Source organism: Limnohabitans sp. 63ED37-2, assembly GCF_001412535.1.
Classification (GTDB): domain Bacteria; phylum Pseudomonadota; class Gammaproteobacteria; order Burkholderiales; family Burkholderiaceae_C; genus Limnohabitans_A.
The window spans coordinates 855005-869195 of record NZ_CP011774.1 but is presented as its reverse complement, the minus strand read 5'-3'; the positions used below and the strand labels follow the sequence as shown (position 1 = coordinate 869195).

The following is a 14191-nucleotide window of genomic DNA, read 5'->3' as shown; positions in this document are numbered from 1 at the left end:
CTTACTTTGCAGCGCTCAGCCCTGCAAGCACCGAGCGGCCCCGCCCCAACGAAGGCCATTACCATGTTCGATTACCAACAACCTGACCTCAAAGGCCATTTCGGCATCTATGGCGGCAGCTTTGTCAGCGAAACCCTGACCCACGCCATCAACGAGCTCAAAGCCGCCTACGCCCAGTACCAACACGACCCGGCCTTCATCGCCGAATTCAAGTCCGAGCTGGCGCACTTTGTGGGCCGCCCCTCGCCCGTTTACCACGCGGCCCGCATGAGCCGTGAGATGGGCGGCGCACAAATCTTCTTGAAGCGCGAAGACCTGAACCACACGGGTGCCCACAAGATCAACAACACCATCGGCCAGGCCATGCTGGCCAAGCGCATGGGCAAGCCGCGCATCATTGCCGAAACCGGTGCGGGTCAGCACGGCGTGGCCACGGCCACCATTTGTGCCCGCTACGGCCTGGAATGTGTGGTCTACATGGGCGCCGAAGACGTCAAACGCCAAAGCCCCAACGTTTACCGCATGAAACTCTTGGGTGCGACCGTGGTGCCCGTGGAGTCCGGCAGCAAAACACTCAAAGACGCCCTGAACGAAGCCATGCGCGACTGGGTGGCCAATGTGGACAACACCTTCTACATCATCGGCACCGTGGCAGGCCCCCATCCCTACCCCATGATGGTGCGCGACTTCCAAAGCGTGATCGGTGAAGAGTGCCTGACGCAAATGCCCGAGATGTTCAAAACGCTCCAAATGGCCGAGCAGCAGCCCGACGCTGTGATCGCCTGTGTGGGCGGTGGCAGCAATGCCATGGGCATCTTCTACCCCTACATTCCGCACGACAAAACCCGCCTGATCGGCGTCGAAGCCGCAGGCGAGGGCCTGGACACAGGCAAGCACTCTGCCTCGCTGCAACTGGGCACACCCGGCGTGCTGCACGGCAACCGTACTTACATCCTGCAAGACGAGAACGGCCAGATCACCGAAACGCACAGTGTGAGCGCGGGTCTGGACTACCCCGGCGTCGGCCCCGAACACGCTTATTTAAAAGACATCGGCCGCGCCGAGTACGTGGGCATCACCGACAAGGAAGCGCTGGAAGCCTTCCACTACCTGTGCCGCACCGAGGGCATCATCCCCGCCCTGGAATCGAGCCACGCCGTGGCCTACGCGATGAATCTGGCCAAGACCATGCGTCCGGACCAAAGCATTTTGGTCAACCTATCGGGTCGCGGCGACAAGGACATCGGCACCGTGGCCGACTTGTCGAACGCCGATTTTTATTGCCGCCCCAGCTGCCAAGGCCAATCGGTCAAAGGTGGCGAGCAGCCCGTGAACTTTGTGAAGTAAGAGCCCCACATGAGCCGCATCGACCCCACCCTCTCCGCCCTGAAATCCCAGGACCGCAAAGCCCTGATCCCGTATGTCACGGCAGGTTTCCCCCAAAAAACCACCACCGTGCCCCTGATGCACGCCATGGCCGAAGCCGGGGCCGACATCATCGAGCTGGGGGTGCCGTTTTCGGACCCCTCGGCCGATGGCCCCGTGATTCAAAAAGCGGGGGACAAAGCCTTGGCCTTGGGCATTGGCACTGTGCAGGTATTGGACATGGTGCGTGAGTTCCGCCAAACCAACACCACCACCCCGGTGGTGCTGATGGGTTACGCCAACCCGGTGGAGCGCTACGACCAAAAACACGGCGCTGACAGCTTCATCCGTGATGCCTCGGCAGCCGGTGTGGACGGCGTGCTGATCGTGGACTACCCGCCCGAAGAATGCGTGGAATTTGCCGCCAAACTGCGCGCCCACAGCATGGACCTGATATTTTTACTGGCCCCCACCAGCACCAACGAGCGCATGCAACAGGTGGCCCAAGTGGCCAGCGGCTACGTGTATTACGTGTCCCTCAAAGGCGTCACAGGATCTGGCACGCTGGACACCGACGCGGTCGAAGCCATGCTGCCGCGCATCCGGCAGCATGTGAGCGTGCCGGTGGGTGTTGGCTTTGGCATCCGCGACGCGCAGACGGCCAAAGCCATCAGCCGGGTAGCTGACGCGGTGGTGATCGGTTCGCGCCTGATCCAGCTGATCGACGCAGCGCCTGCTGACCGCATCAACGACGTGGCCGCTGAGTTTCTCTCCGGCATCCGGCAAGCGCTGGACGCCTGAGCGCCAGGGCCTGCCCCGGCGGTCGGAATCAGGCCCTCGCCACCTTCGCCATGTGAAATGAGCCCCAGCCCGTTTCAACGATAATTTGCCGCACAAGGAGAAAACCTCATGAGTTGGCTTGAAAAACTGCTCCCCCCCAAGATCCAGCACACCGACCCGGCCGATCGCCGCACGGTGCCTGAGGGCTTGTGGGTCAAATGCCCCAGCTGCGAAACGGTGCTCTACAAAACCGACCTGGAAGAAAACCAGAACGTTTGCCCCGGCTGCTCGCACCACCTGCGCATCGGTGCCCGCGCCCGCCTGAACGCCTTTTTGGACGGCGAAGGCCGCTACGAAATCGGACAAGAAGTGGTGCCGGTGGACCCACTCAAGTTCAAAGACAGCCGCAAATACCCCGAGCGCCTGAAAGAGGCCATGGACAACACGGGTGAGACCGATGCCCTGGTGGTCATGGGCGGTGCGGTGCACAGCATCAACCTGGTCGCCGCTTGCTTCGAATTTGACTTCATGGGCGGCTCCATGGGTTCGGTCGTGGGCGAGCGTTTTGTGCGCGGCGTGGAAACCGCCATCGCCCAAAAAGTACCGTTTGTGTGCTTCACCGCCACGGGCGGTGCCCGCATGCAAGAGGGCTTGCTCTCGCTCATGCAAATGGCCAAGACCAACGCCGCCTTAACCCGCTTGGCCAAGAAAGGCCTGCCCTACATCAGCGTGCTGACCGACCCGACCATGGGCGGTGTGTCGGCCGGTTTTGCTTTCTTGGGCGATGTGGTGATTGCCGAGCCCAAAGCCCTGATCGGCTTTGCGGGCCCCCGCGTGATCGAAAGCACCGTGCGCGTGACCTTGCCTGAAGGCTTCCAGCGTGCCGAATTCCTGCAAACCAAAGGCGCGGTGGACTTCATCTGCGACCGCCGTGAACTGCGCAAAACCATCGCCAGCACACTGGCCATGCTGCAGCGCCAGCCGGCAGACGCGGTCAGCTGAGTCGGCCAACACCCCAAAACAAAGGCCCTCTTTGGAGGGCCTTTTTGTTGAAGAAAAGCTTTCAACGGTTCAGTGCATCCAGCCCATTTGCAGCGAGGCCAACACCATGCCGATCAACTGCAAGACCACCAGCAAGGCGATGGGCGACAAATCCACCCCACCGATCAGAGGCACCACCCGCTGAAAAGGCTTCAAAAAGGGCTGACTCAAACGAGCCGCCAGGCTGTACATGGGTGAGCCGGGGTTGACCCAAGACATCACAGCCAACACCAGCACCAGCGCACTCAGGGCCGACACCACCAGCTGGGCCATGCCCACCAGACTGACCAGCGGCAGCAAGGCCAAGGCCCCCTGCCCGCCCGCGACCAGCCACAACAAGCTGTACTGCACCAGCTTGATGAGGAAGGCCCCCACCAGACTCGACAAATCCCAGGCCGACCATGGCGGGATCACCCGGCGCAGCGGCAAAACCAACCAGTCGGTGACCGCAAACACAAACTGGCCCAAAGGCTGGTGAAAAGAAATGCGCTGCCATTGCATCAAAAAACGCAACAAACAAGTGCCTGCGACCAGGCCCGCCACCACATCCAACACCAAGCTCACCATCTGGAACAACATCGTTTTTCTCCTGCTCGTGCGATGATACCCAGATGCCCGATCGCGACACCCCTTCCCCGCAAGCCCTGACCGAATTGCCACTGTTCCCGCTGGGCACGGTGCTGTTCCCGGGCGCTTTGTTGCCTCTGCAATTGTTTGAGCTGCGCTACCTGCAGATGATTGGCGAATGCGAGCGCCAAGGCACAGGCTTTGGCGTGGTCACACTCACCCAGGGCCGCGAGGTGCACCGACCCGGCCAAGCGGCCGAACAGTTTGAAGCCATGGGCACCCGAGTACAGATCGAACGCATTGAGCGGCCCCAGCCCGGCCTGGTGATGGTCTGGTGCCGAGGGGTGGAGAAATTCCGCATTGAGGCCAAACAGCAGCGCAGCGACGGCCTGTGGCTGGGGCGGGTACTGCCCCTGCCGCCCGAGCCCGCGGTTCAAGTGCCCGAAGACCTGCAGCACTTGTCGGCGCAAATGCACCAGGCCCTGACCCAGCTGAGCGAACAAGCCAGCGTGATGCCCCACTGGGCCGAGGCCTGGCGACTGCAGGACTGCAGCTGGCTGTCCAACCGCTGGGGCGAGTTGCTGCCCTTGCCTTTGCAGATGAAATACCGGCTGTTTGCCCTGCAAGAACCGCTGATGCGGCTCGAGCTGGTGGGCGACATGGTGGCCCCTTCCGACACGACGCCACCACGGCCCGGCCAGAAGCCCCCCACAAACTCATAAAATAGAGGGCTTTGCGCCCTCGCGCACCCCACAACCCCGGATCGGGCGGCGTCCAAGCGCCACGGTCCCCACTGCACCTTGCCATGTCTGACACGACCGCCCCCGCCGCTCCCGCACAAGATGAAAACCAACTGATCGCCGAGCGCCGCGAAAAACTCAAAGCCATGCGCCAGGCGCAGGCCGAAGGCAAAGGCGTGGCCTTTCCCAACGACTTCAAGCCCGAGCACCACGCCGCCAACCTGCACGAAGCCCATGGCAGCAAAGAAGCCGAAGCCCTGAACGGCGAAGGCGTGGCCAAAACCATGGCCAAGGTCGCTGGCCGCATGATGCTCAAGCGCGTCATGGGCAAGGCCAGCTTTGCCACGCTGCAAGACGCCACGGGCCGCATCCAGGTGTATGTGACCCGCGACGATGTGGGCGAAGACCTGTACGCCTTGTTCAAACACTGGGACCTGGGCGACATCGTGGGCGTGGAAGGCCACCTGTTCAAAACCCGCACGGGCGAATTGTCGATCCACGCCACCGGCATCCGCATGCTCACCAAGAGCTTGCGCCCCATGCCCGACAAGTTCCATGGCGTGGCCGACCAGGAAGTCAAATACCGCCAGCGCTATGTGGACCTGATGACCGACGAAGCCGCCCGCAAGCGCTTTGCCGCCCGCAGCAAGGCCGTGAGCGGCATCCGCGAGTTCATGGTCCAACACGGCTTTTTGGAAGTCGAAACGCCCATGCTGCACCCCATTCCCGGCGGTGCCAACGCCAAGCCCTTTGTGACGCACCACAACGCGCTGGACCAAGAGATGTTCCTGCGCATTGCGCCCGAGCTCTACCTCAAGCGTCTGTTGGTGGGCGGTTTTGAGCGCGTGTTCGAGATCAACCGTAACTTCCGCAACGAAGGCATCTCGGTGCGCCACAACCCAGAGTTCACCATGATGGAGTTCTACGCGGCCTACTGGAACTACCAGGATCTGATGGGTTTTACCGAAAGCCTGATCCGCGACGCAGCCATGACCGCTGTGGGCACCCTAGACCTGACCTATAACGGAAAGCCGGTCGACCTGAACAAGCCTTTCGCACGCATGACCATTCGCGAAGCGATCGTGAAGCACACCGAGGCTGGCGACAACGTCGACAACGCCGAATGGCTGATCAATGCCCTGAAAAAGCTGGGCATGAGCGAAGCCAAAGACAAGTTGTCCACGCGCAGCTTGGCCAGCCTGCAGGTGTTCTATTTCGAGGAAACCGTGGAAGACAAGCTCTGGGAGCCCACCTTCATCATGGAGCACCCCACCGAGATCAGCCCGCTGGCCCGCGCCAACGACACCCGCCCCGAAGTGACCGAGCGCTTTGAGCTCTACATCACCGGCCGCGAGTTCGGCAATGGCTTCAGCGAATTGAACGACGCCGAAGACCAGGCTGCACGCTTCCAAGCCCAAGTCGCCGCCAAAGACGACGGCGACGACGAAGCCATGTACTACGACCACGACTTTGTGCGCGCACTTGAATACGGCATGCCCCCTGCAGGCGGCTGCGGCATTGGCATTGACCGCTTGATGATGCTGCTGACCGACAGCGCCAGCATCCGCGATGTGATCTTGTTCCCGGCCCTGCGGCACGTGCAGGAGTAAGTTCACCGAGCCCCAATGACAAACCCGGTCTAGGCCGGGTTTGTTGTTTCAAGGGGCTAATCCCGTTAATGCGGCTTGCGAGGCGGCAAGCGCGGCGCGTCTTCCACCACCTCGCGCACTTCCACGTCCACCACCTGGTCATCGTGGGCGCTGTGGCGTCCCCTGGGGCCTTCAAAGCCCTGCGAAGGCCCGGCACGAAAGCCGCCTTGCTTGAAGTTCTGGCGCATGGCGCTGAACTGTTGCCAGACCAGCACCACCTGGGGCTTGCGACCCGTCAACAGCCAACGCAGCGTGGCATAAACGGTGTAGCAGGCCACGCCAAAGAGCAAGGCCACCAGAAAGGCCAGCCCGAGCAGGGCCATGAAAATTTTGGCGATCCAGTTCATCCAAGTTCCTGTTCAGGTCAAGGCAGGCGGTCAAGCGCCTGCATGTAATCGGCCGAGCGCACCAGCTCGTCCCAGGGGCGAGCTGGAGATCGGGGCAAGAGGTTTAAGCGCCGCTCTTCGCTGATCTCGCTGGGGGTCCAATGGCCCTTGAGCTGGGCTTCGGCCAGTTGGTCGAGCACCTCGTCCAGCTCGGCGCCACCGTTCACCGCCGAGCGGTTGCACAGCAGGGCCAGGTCGCAGCCCGCGTGCAGCGCGGTGATGACGGCCTGGGTGTAGCTGAGGGTCTGCCCCTCCAGCTGCCGTGCGGCGGCCATCGACAGGTCGTCGGTGCAAACCACACCCTGGAAACCCAGCTGAGCCCGCAAAATGTCTTGCAGCCAGCGCGGTGAAAAGCCCGCTGGGCGGCTGTCCACCTTGCTGTAGATCACATGGGCAGGCATCACGGCCGTGAGCACACTGGTGAGCCAACGGTAAGGCTGTGCATCGTCAGCCAAAATGGTTTTGAGGCCACGTTTGTCCACCGGCAGCGCCACATGCGAGTCGGCCTTCACGGCACCGTGCCCGGGGAAATGTTTGCCGCAGTTGCCCATGCCCGCTTGCAGCAGGCCCTGCATCAGGCTGCGGGCCAGCAGGCTCACCACACGCGGGTCCCGCGCAAAAGCGCGGTCGCCAATCACACCACTCTCGCCGTGGTCCAGATCCAGCACAGGCGTGAAGCTGAAGTCCACACCACAAGCACGCAGCTCGCTGGCCAGCACAAAGCCCGCCGAGGTGGCCGCTTCGCAGGCCTTGAGCACGCCCGAGCCGGGCTGGCCCTTGTCGTCTTGCGACCACAGTTCGCCCAGGGCACGCATGGGTGGCAAATGGGTAAAGCCGTCGGTGCGAAAGCGTTGCACACGCCCGCCTTCATGGTCAACCGCGATCAAGAGGTCGGCGCGGATGTTTTTGATCTCGGCACACAGCTCGGTGAGTTGTGCACGGCTTTGCCAATTGCGGCCAAACAAAATCATGCCGCCCACCAAGGGGTGGGCCAAGCGGCGGCGGTCCACCTCGGTCAAGGTGGTGCCAGCAATGTCCAGGATCAGGGGGGCGTGCAGTGTCATGGGGTGTAGATTCCAAGTGGGGGGCCTGCGCGGCAAATCAAGGGCGCGGGGGGCTTTGGGTTTCGACCACGCAGAAGCTGGCGGCGTATTCGGATTCGTCGGTGACGGTGATGTGGGCGCTGAGGTTTTTGCCCTCAAACCACTCTTTGAGCACCCCATGCAGCACGATGACCGGCTGGCCACTGGGCAGCTTGGCCACCTCGCACAGCCGCCAGGTCATGGGCATGCGCATGCCCAGACCAATCGCCTTGCTGAAGGCCTCTTTGGCCGAGAAACGGGTGGCCAGGTAGCGCACACCGCGCTCGGGCCAGCGGGCGCTGCGGACTTTCCAAGTGGCCATTTCGGCATCCGACAGCACCTTGGCGGCAAAACGCTCGCCGTGCTTGTCCAAGCTGGCCCGGATGCGGCGGATGTCGCAGATGTCGGTGCCGATGCCGTAGATCATGGGTTCAGGCAAGCCAAATACGCCTGCACCGTCGCGGTGTAACCCATCTCCAGCGCATCGGCCATGAAGGCGTGGCCAATCGAGACTTCTTGCAGACCCTTCACCGCGGCCACAAAGGCGGGCAGGTTGTCGCGGTTGAGGTCGTGGCCTGCATTCAGGCCCAGGCCCGCTTGTGTAGCGGCCACGGCGGCATCGGCGTAGCGCTGCAGCTGCATGGCTTGTTCTGGCGTGCCAAAGGCGGCGGCATAGGGCTCGGTGTAGAGCTCCACCCGGTCAGCCCCCACAGCGCGGGCTGCGGCCATTTGCTCTGGAATCGGGTCCATGAACAGGCTCACGCGCACACCCAGCGCCTTGCATTCGGCGATCAAGGGTTTGAGGCGCTCAGCATCTTGCGGGAAGGCCCAGCCGTGGTCGCTGGTGAACTGGCCTTCGCTGTCGGGCACAAAGGTCACCTGGTGCGGGCGCACGGCACGCACATGGTCCATCAGGTTGTGAAAAGGGTTGCCTTCGATGTTGAACTCGCGCTCGGGCCAGGCTTGCATGAGGGCGTGGAGCTCGGGCACGTCGCTCGCGCGGATGTGCCGCTCATCAGGGCGGGGGTGGATGGTGATGCCGTTCGCACCCGCTTGGAGGCACAACTCGGCAGCACGGACCACACTCGGAATGCCCAAGTGACGTGAGTTGCGCAGCAGCGCGACTTTGTTGACGTTGACCGACAGGGCCACGCCTTGGGAAGAAGGGGTCGCGGAGGTGTTCATAAAGTTTGCAAGTCCAGCATCATTTGGCGTGTGCGCAAAGCGCCCACACCACAATGGTAGTTGAGCAAGAGGCGCAAGGGGCGCTGCAGCTGCACCAGCAGATCGGCGCACTCGCGCAGCAAGGCGGCGAAGGGGCTGGACGACGACAGCGCCGCGTGCAGCGCCAGCCACTGTTCGCCGCGCAAGGCGTGGCGCGGGTCATCGCTCACCCACTGCAGACCAGCCTCGGGCACCAAGGCGTAACTGTCGGTGGGCGACAACGGCTTGAGGGTCAAGGTCTGCAGGTTCAGGGCGGGCAACAGGCCCATTTCCTTGAGCAGCAGCAATTCAAAACCGCGCAAAGCCCATTGCAGGGCGTCGGGGTCACCGCTGGCCAACAGGCGCACCGCGGCGGCATACACCTCAAACAGCTGCGGATGCGGATCGTCTCGCGCGGTCAGGCGCATCAGCAACTCATTGAGGTAATAGCCCGACAGCAGCGCTTCGCCCGTGGGCATAACGTGGCCGCCCACCCATTCGGCCGATTTGAGGGTGCGGATGTCGCCGTCGCTCCCGAAGGCCAGCGACAAAGGCTGCAGCGGCAAGAGCACCGGGCGAAAACTCGATGTGGGCCGTTTGGCCCCTTTGGCCACCAAGGCCACCCGGCCGTGATGACGGGTGAAGACTTCCAGAATCAAACTGGTTTCGCTCCAGTCGTAGCGGTGCAGCACATAGGCTGGCTCGTCTGCGATCCGCTTGGAGGCCATTGGCGATGGAATTACTCGTAGCCGAAGCTGCGCACGCGGGCTTCGTCGTCGGCCCAACCCGAACGCACCTTGACCCACAGCTCGATGAACACCTTGGCGTCCAGCAGCTTTTCCAGCTCGACGCGGGTTTCGGTGCCGATGCGCTTGAGCTTTTCGCCTTTGTCACCGATCACCATGGCCTTATGCCCTTCGCGCTCGACCACGATCGTGGCCGCGATGCGCAGCATGCGCTTGGCCGTGCGACCGGCTTCTTCTTCAAACTTGTCGATCACCACGGTGGAGGTGTAGGGCAGCTCGTCGCCCGTCAAGCGGAAGAGTTTTTCGCGCACCATTTCGCTGGCCAGGAACTTCTCGCTGCGATCGGTCAGTTCGTCTTCGGCATGCCACCACGGCTGCTCGGGCAGGTATTTTTCGCAAATGCCCAGCAGGCGCTCGATGTCCTTGGGCTGCTTGGCCGACATGGGCACAAACTCGGTGAAGGCGTGGCGCTCTTGCATGCTTTGCAGCCAGGGCGCGATATCGCCACGGCGGTGCACATTGTCGAGTTTGTTGGCCACCAGCAAAACTGGGATGCCGGGCTTGAGCAGGGCCAGCACTTTGGCGTCCGCCGTGGTGAAGCTGCCCGCCTCGACCACAAACAACACCAGATCCACATCACTCACCGCGCCGACCACGGTCTTGTTGAGCGACTTGTTGAGTGCGGTGCCGTGGATGGTCTGGAAACCCGGGGTGTCCACAAACACATACTGGGCAGCGCCCTGGGTACGGATGCCGGTGATGCGGTGGCGCGTGGTTTGTGCTTTGCGCGAGGTGATGCTGATTTTTTGGCCCACCAAGGCGTTGAGCAAGGTGGATTTGCCCACGTTGGGCTTGCCCACAATGGCCACCAAACCGCAGCGCTGGCCATCAACGGGCACGGGCGCTGCTGTGGCCGCAACCGGGGGTAAAGCAGCGTCTTCCGATGCGTCGCGTGGCTGGATGGTCACGCCCGCGATTTGCACGGGGCGGCGCATGGTTTGCTCTTGCAGCGTGCGTTCAGTCGCAGATTCGGAAGGTGCGTTTTTTTTATCGGTGCTCATGCGGCGCTTTCGGATTTCAAGGTGAGCAGCATGGCGGCTGCCGCTGCTTGTTCGGCAGCGCGACGCGATGCGCCCGAGCCTTGTTGGGTTTGGCGCAATTCAGTCACTTCGCAAGAGACCTCGAACTGCTGGCGGTGCGCCGCCCCGGAGGTGCCGACCACGGTGTATTTGGGCAGCGCGAGCTTGCGCCCTTGCAGCCACTCTTGCAATTCGGTCTTGGGGTCTTTGCCCACAGCCTGCATGTCGGGTTTGATGTCGACCTGGGCAAACAGTCGCTCGACCAAGGCTTGTGCATCCTTGTAGCCGCCGTCCAGGTAAACCGCGCCAATGATGGCTTCCAGGGCATCGGCCAGAATGGACGGACGGTTTTGACCGCCCGAGCGCATCTCCCCCTCGCCCAATCGCATCACGGCAGGCAAGTCCAAGGTTTTGGCCAGTTGGTGCAGCGTGTCTTGCTTGACCAGGTTGGCCCGCACCCGCGACAAATCGCCCTCGGGCAAATTGGCCAGTTGCGTGTACAGCAGGTGGGCCACCGACAGGTTGAGCACTGAGTCACCCAAAAATTCCAGGCGCTCGTTGTGGTCGGCACTGAAGCTGCGGTGCGTGACCGCTTGCTGCAGCAAAGCTTGCTGACGGAAGGCGTAACCCAGCCGGACTTGCAATTCGGACAGAACGGGGGAAGTCGCCACGCCCACCTCAGTCAAAAGCGCCAATGCGCTTGAGATCACCAAAGTTCATCCACACAAAGAAGGCTTTGCCCACGATGTTGCCGTCCGGCACAAAACCAAAATAGCGCGAATCCAGCGAGTTGTCGCGGTTGTCGCCCATCATGAAGTAGTGCCCAGCGGGCACCTTGCAGGTCACGCCTTCGACGGTGTAATTGCAGTTTTCACGGCCCACGAACTGGTCAGCGCCAGGCACAAAGGCCGGGCGGTCATCGTCCTGCAGCGTTTGGTGCGGCTTGGCACCCAAGCTTTCACGGCGGTGCTTGTGGTAGCGCATGGTGGACTCGTCAAAAAAGTCCGGCAGCACTTCGGTGGGCACGGCCTTGCCGTTGATGGTCAGGCTTTTGTTCAAGTAAGCCACCTCGTCCCCGGGCAGACCGACCACGCGCTTGATGTAGTCCACACTGGGCTTGGGTGGGTAGCGGAACACCATCACATCACCACGCTGCACCGGTGTACCTTCGGTCAGCTTGGTGTTGGCCACGGGCAAGCGAATGCCGTAATGGAATTTGTTCACCAAAATCAGGTCGCCAATGAGCAGGGTCGGGATCATGGAACCCGAGGGGATCTTGAAGGGCTCGAACAAGAACGAGCGCAGTACAAACACCACCACGATCACGGGAAAGAGTCCGGCAGTCCAGTCCAGCCACCAAGGCTGCATGAGCAGCTTCTCGCGGGACTCGCGGATGTCGGTGTCCACCTTGTCGATGCCCATTTTGGCCAACTCGGCGCGGCGCTGGGCGGTTTCGGCTTCGAGCTGCGCCACCGCTTTAAGGCGCTGCGGCATGAACACGAAGCGCTCAGCCAGCCAATAAATGCCGGTGACCACCGTGGCCAAAAGCAGGAGCAGCGCAAAGTTGCCCTCGATGAGACCGAGGTACCAAGCACCGGCGTAACCCACAAAGGAGGCCAACACCAAAGACGTTAAAAAGGGCATCAATCTTCCACCTGCAAAATCGCCAAGAACGCCTCTTGAGGCACCTCGACCGAACCAATCTGTTTCATCCGCTTTTTACCCGCTTTCTGCTTTTCGAGCAGTTTGCGTTTGCGCGTGATGTCACCACCGTAGCACTTGGCCAGCACGTTTTTGCGCAAGGCCTTGATGGTTTCACGGGCAATGATGTTCGCACCGATGGCGGCTTGAATGGCCACATCGAACATCTGGCGGCTGATGATTTCTCGCATCTTGGCCGCGACCGCGCGGCCCCGGTACTGCGATTGGGAGCGGTGCACGATGATGGACAGCGCATCGACCTTCTCGCCGTTGAGCATGATGTCGACCTTGACCACATCAGAAGCCCGGTACTCCTTGAACTCGTAGTCCATCGAGGCATAGCCCCGGCTGACCGATTTGAGCTTGTCAAAAAAGTCCAGCACGATCTCGCCCAGCGGCATCTCGTACGTGAGCATGACTTGGCGGCCATGGTAGGCCATGTTCATCTGTACACCGCGCTTTTGGTTAGCGAGCGTCATGACGGGGCCCACATAGTCCTGCGGCATGTACAGGTGTACGGTGACGATGGGCTCTCGGATTTCCTGCAGCTTGCCCTGGTCGGGCATCTTGGAGGGGTTTTCCACCATGAGCACTTCGCCGTCGGGTTTGACCACTTGGTAAACCACACTGGGCGCGGTGGTGATCAGGTCCTGGTCAAACTCACGCTCCAGACGCTCTTGCACGATTTCCATGTGCAACAAGCCCAGGAAACCGCAGCGGAAACCAAAACCCAGCGCTTGCGAGACTTCGGGTTCGTAGTGCAACGATGCATCGTTGAGCTTGAGCTTTTCCAGCGCGTCGCGCAGCGCGTCGTACTGGTTGGCTTCGGTCGGATACAAGCCGGCAAACACTTGGGGCTGGATTTCCTTGAAACCGGGCAAAGCTTCGGTGGCTGGCCCGAGGTTGTTGGGCAACTTCTTTTCCAGGGTGACGGTGTCGCCCACCTTGGCCGCCTGCAATTCTTTGATGCCCGCGATGATGTAACCCACCTCGCCCGCTTTGAGCGATTCACGCGGCTGGTTGGCGGGGGTGAACACACCCAGGCTGCCGGCTTCGTACACCGCGTTGCTTGCCATCATGCGGATGCGCTCATTCTTGTGCAGTTGGCCATCGACCACACGCACCAGCATGACCACCCCCACATAGGTGTCGAACCAACTGTCGATGATCATGGCGCGCAGCGGCGCATCGGGGTTGCCCTTGGGCGGCGGAATGCGGGCGACCACGGCTTCGAGGATTTCCTCAATGCCCATGCCGGTCTTGGCCGAGCACGGAATCGCATCGGTCGCGTCGATGCCAATCACGTCCTCCACTTCGGCCCGGGCATTGTCTGGATCGGCATTGGGCAGATCCATTTTGTTGAGCACGGGCACCACTTCCACACCCAGGTCGAGAGCGGTGTAGCAGTTGGCCACGGTTTGGGCTTCCACGCCCTGGCTGGCATCCACAACCAGCAAGGCGCCTTCGCAGGCCGACAGAGAACGCGAGACTTCATATGAGAAATCCACATGGCCGGGCGTGTCGATCAGGTTGAGGTTGTAAACCTGACCGTCTTTGGCTTTGTATTGCAGCGCAGCCGTTTGTGCTTTGATGGTGATACCGCGCTCTTTCTCGATGTCCATCGAGTCCAGCACCTGCGCTTCCATGTCACGCGCTTCCAAACCACCACAGCGTTGAATCAAGCGATCAGCCAGCGTGGATTTGCCATGGTCGATGTGGGCAATGATCGAAAAATTTCTGATGTGATTCATCAAGGAAGTTCTGCAAGTGATGGTGGATCAACGATCCGGAAAAGAAAAAAGGGCGCGTCTGGTGGCGACGCGCCCTGAACCAACAATCAATGGCAACTGCG

The 14191-nt window shown here is 61.5% G+C and carries 15 protein-coding genes; 5 read left to right on the top strand and 10 right to left on the bottom strand.

Annotated features, from left to right (window positions below; genetic code table 11):
- Positions 1–63: 63 nt before the first annotated feature.
- The 3 genes from trpB to accD all read left to right on the top strand — a co-directional run bounded on the left by trpB (position 64) and on the right by accD (position 3147).
- Positions 64–1347, top strand: a complete 1284-nt coding sequence (trpB, locus tag L63ED372_RS04155) for a tryptophan synthase subunit beta (RefSeq protein ID WP_062407614.1) — start codon at positions 64–66, stop codon at positions 1345–1347.
- 9 nt (positions 1348–1356) lie between these two features.
- Positions 1357–2166: a tryptophan synthase subunit alpha gene (gene trpA, locus L63ED372_RS04150; RefSeq protein ID WP_062403700.1), complete on the top strand. Its 810-nt coding sequence runs from the start codon at positions 1357–1359 to the stop codon at positions 2164–2166.
- Positions 2167–2274: 108 nt separating this feature from the next.
- Entirely contained in the window at positions 2275–3147 is an 873-nt protein-coding gene (gene accD / locus L63ED372_RS04145) for an acetyl-CoA carboxylase, carboxyltransferase subunit beta (RefSeq protein ID WP_062403697.1), read from the top strand.
- Between the two features lie 69 nt (positions 3148–3216).
- Here accD and L63ED372_RS04140 read toward each other — a convergent pair whose 3' ends face one another.
- Positions 3217–3765 carry a YggT family protein gene (locus L63ED372_RS04140; RefSeq protein WP_062403694.1) on the bottom strand — a complete coding sequence of 183 codons (549 nt, stop codon included), beginning with the start codon at positions 3763–3765 and terminating at the stop codon, positions 3217–3219.
- A 32-nt stretch (positions 3766–3797) separates the two neighbouring features.
- Between L63ED372_RS04140 and L63ED372_RS04135 the strand changes: the two genes are divergently transcribed.
- Together L63ED372_RS04135 and lysS are read left to right on the top strand one after the other, a co-directional pair.
- Entirely contained in the window at positions 3798–4475 is a 678-nt protein-coding gene (locus L63ED372_RS04135) for an LON peptidase substrate-binding domain-containing protein (protein ID WP_062403691.1), read from the top strand.
- Positions 4476–4558: 83 nt separating this feature from the next.
- Complete coding sequence (gene lysS, locus L63ED372_RS04130) at positions 4559–6103, top strand: lysine--tRNA ligase (protein WP_062403688.1); 1545 nt, start codon at positions 4559–4561, stop codon at positions 6101–6103.
- A gap of 65 nt (positions 6104–6168) precedes the next feature.
- On the opposite strand, the gene L63ED372_RS04125 is transcribed toward lysS, so the two are convergent.
- The 9 genes from L63ED372_RS04125 to lepA are packed head-to-tail and all read right to left on the bottom strand — an operon-like array spanning position 6169 to position 14090.
- Entirely contained in the window at positions 6169–6489 is a 321-nt protein-coding gene (locus tag L63ED372_RS04125) for a hypothetical protein (RefSeq protein ID WP_062403686.1), read from the bottom strand.
- A gap of 17 nt (positions 6490–6506) precedes the next feature.
- Entirely contained in the window at positions 6507–7592 is a 1086-nt protein-coding gene (nagZ, locus tag L63ED372_RS04120; RefSeq protein WP_062403683.1) for a beta-N-acetylhexosaminidase, read from the bottom strand.
- 37 nt (positions 7593–7629) lie between these two features.
- Entirely contained in the window at positions 7630–8037 is a 408-nt protein-coding gene (gene acpS / locus L63ED372_RS04115) for a holo-ACP synthase (protein ID WP_062403680.1), read from the bottom strand.
- The gene (locus tag L63ED372_RS04110) at positions 8034–8795 is read right to left on the bottom strand and encodes a pyridoxine 5'-phosphate synthase (RefSeq protein WP_062403677.1); all 762 of its coding nucleotides are present in this window, start codon (positions 8793–8795) and stop codon (positions 8034–8036) included. The genes acpS and L63ED372_RS04110 overlap by 4 nt, the downstream gene beginning before the upstream one ends.
- A complete protein-coding gene (gene recO / locus L63ED372_RS04105) occupies positions 8792–9541 on the bottom strand; it encodes a DNA repair protein RecO (RefSeq protein WP_062403674.1) in 750 nt (249 codons plus the stop codon). Before recO ends, L63ED372_RS04110 begins: the two co-directional genes overlap by 4 nt.
- Before the next feature lie 11 nt (positions 9542–9552).
- Entirely contained in the window at positions 9553–10620 is a 1068-nt protein-coding gene (era, locus tag L63ED372_RS04100; RefSeq protein ID WP_197275321.1) for a GTPase Era, read from the bottom strand.
- Positions 10617–11309, bottom strand: a complete 693-nt coding sequence (gene rnc, locus L63ED372_RS04095) for a ribonuclease III (protein ID WP_062407612.1) — start codon at positions 11307–11309, stop codon at positions 10617–10619. The genes era and rnc overlap by 4 nt, the downstream gene beginning before the upstream one ends.
- A 7-nt stretch (positions 11310–11316) precedes the next feature.
- Positions 11317–12282, bottom strand: coding sequence for a signal peptidase I (gene lepB, locus L63ED372_RS04090; protein ID WP_062403671.1), 966 nt, complete (start codon positions 12280–12282; stop codon positions 11317–11319).
- Complete coding sequence (gene lepA, locus L63ED372_RS04085; protein ID WP_062403668.1) at positions 12282–14090, bottom strand: translation elongation factor 4; 1809 nt, start codon at positions 14088–14090, stop codon at positions 12282–12284. The genes lepB and lepA overlap by 1 nt, the downstream gene beginning before the upstream one ends.
- Between the last annotated feature and the right edge of the window lie 101 nt (positions 14091–14191).